Source organism: Streptococcus sp. GMD1S (assembly GCF_000296875.1).
Lineage (GTDB): Bacteria > Bacillota > Bacilli > Lactobacillales > Streptococcaceae > Streptococcus.
In genome coordinates, this window is sequence record NZ_AJQY01000100.1 from 1 (window position 1) to 2,306 (window position 2,306).

Genomic DNA, 2,306 nt, shown 5'->3' on the forward strand with positions numbered 1-2,306 from the left:
CCCAAAGTTAAAGCAGCCTCATCTCCCATCATCATCGCATTAAAAACACGATACTGAGTAGCGAAAAATAGAAAGACCATTCCTACTACTATAGTTGGCAGAACCAAGTCTGCCCAAGTAGTCCCGGCAAGCGATCCCATGGTCCAAAACTTAATGGTCATCACACTGTCCGCATTAGCGCCAACTGAGATAATAAAGTTGGAAAAGGCTAGAAAGAGAGCGTTGACCACCGTTCCTGATAAAATCAGACTAGAAGTCGTCATCCTTCCCTGCATAGAGGCAATGATAAGGACAGCGATTGTTGCCAAAATAGCTCCAAGGAAAGCTCCAAGGCTAATCATCACTTTTAAACCAAGAATGATGCTCAAAGTTGCCCCTAGAGTTGCACCCGCAGAAATTCCTAAGACATAAGGCTCTGCGATGGGATTGTTCACTGTAGACTGCATCACGCTACCACACATAGAAAGACCAGCCCCTACTATCAGACCTAACAATACTCGGGGGAATCTCATGTTCCATACAATGGCAAGAGTAGACTTGGAAACCTCTCCTATCTCAAGAGGAAATCCCAATCTGCTCAAAATGATCCGATAGGTATCTCCTAGATCAATCGCAACAGACCCCATAGAAACAGCTAGAAAAAGTGAAATCCCTAAAATACCTAGCAAAACACCTAAAAGTAACACAAATTGTACGTTCTGTCGGCTTCCAGAAAATTTGGAAAGCATGAAAACCTCCTTATACAAAATTAAAAATTTAGAAAATTCTCATAAAAAGTATACCATATTTCTACTAGATGAACAAGGATGGAGACATATATAGACAAGCCGAAGATTGTACAAAAATGTTCGTGAAACAAAAAAATCTCCCCGAAGGGAGATGATCTGGTTTATTTTACCTTACAGTGCTAGGAACCGTAACCGAAGATTATACTTGAGTATATCGAGGTAAGGTGACAACATAAAAAGCCCTCTGAAATCAGAGAGCTTGATTTGAGCCCGGGCTAAAATCCTAGTGAAACAAAAAAATCTACACGATCAGAAAAGTCTCTATCGTGCCATTTTCATACATGATGTATAGTCCAAGTAGAATGAATACTATGGGCACAATGATTCGCTCGTATTTTTCAATTGTCTCGAATATTAACGGAATAGAGGATAACATCCGACTAATCTCGCAAAAGATAATTATGCCGATTACAAACACAAGCAACGCCACGAGGGTCTGTGACCAATCTAACGAAGCAAAATAAGGTATATAGATACCTAAATTATCTCCGCCAGACGCAATTGTCAGCAATGTAACTGTCCAAAACAGTTGATTTGCCTTGCTTTGTTCTAATCTTTCAATAATTTCTTCCTCTTCTTCCTCACCTTCTCCAACAATTGCAAAGCGAATCCCTAAATAGATAGGGATTAAACCAAGCAATCCAACCATCCATTCTTCAGGCACGAAATTAACGACATAAGCAGCAACTAAACTCGCCCCTACAAGTAAGCCTGTTCCTAGATATTGCCCCGCATAAATATGCCATTTCTGTTTATTCTGTGATAGCTGTGCAAATAAAATAATTAAAATAATTAAATAATCGATACTGGTGGAAATATAAACACCAATAGCAGATATGATTGTCTGTCCCATAAAAACCTCCTGTATTAGTCAGTAATAAATCAGTAGATTTTAGGAGAGCACAGACACATTAATTTAGCTATCGCTAGTGGGTAATGTCGAACGTAGGAAAGCATTTTACTCCTCCTCAAAACGTAGTTACAAAGTAATTTCTAACTGGAATTCGGTGACTACTTCCATGTAAAGTATAACATACTATACTTTACTTCGTAAAGTGTGGGCTCTCCGAGGGGGCTTGCAGACAGTTACTCGGCTTGAAAAGCCGAGTAACTGCGCACCTTCATGGTGTCATTAGCTGATACCATTTGAGGTTTTTGTAGTCTCCAAAATTATGACCGATAAAACTAGATAAAGAAGGGAGCACCTACTAAGGCTGTTTTTGTAGTCTCCAAAATTATGACCGATAAAACGAAATGATTAAGACATACCCTGACGGCTTGGTTTTTGTAGTCTCCAAAATTGTGACCGATAAAACCTCAATAAAAAAGCTCTCTGAAGTCAGAGAGCTGATTTGATCTCGGGCTAAAATCCTAGTGAAAAAGATGAAACTCCTTGTGTTCATCGAACACTGTTTCCTTTCCCTATTTTCATACGGATTTTTGGAGCCCTTAGCATCATAATTCTTGCTGGATAAAACGTTTATAGACTAGGCGACGAGGCGAAGATTGTACTAATGG

Annotated in this window: 2 protein-coding genes; both read right to left on the reverse strand. The window is 39.4% G+C overall.

Features of this window, described 5'->3' with window-relative positions:
* Positions 1–728 (reverse strand): FecCD family ABC transporter permease (locus GMD1S_RS07300; RefSeq protein ID WP_000949320.1); only part of this gene is annotated, 728 nt, incomplete at its 3' end.
* Positions 729–1,029: 301 nt separating this feature from the next.
* On the reverse strand, positions 1,030–1,641 hold the full coding sequence (locus tag GMD1S_RS07305) for a CadD family cadmium resistance transporter (protein WP_000531728.1): 612 nt from the start codon (positions 1,639–1,641) through the stop codon (positions 1,030–1,032).
* Positions 1,642–2,306 lie beyond the last annotated feature (665 nt).

Coding starts and splice junctions, on each gene's coding strand:
- GMD1S_RS07305 (WP_000531728.1), bottom strand. CDS start 1,641: ATGGGACAGACAATCATATCTGCTATTGGTGTTTATATTTCCACCAGT.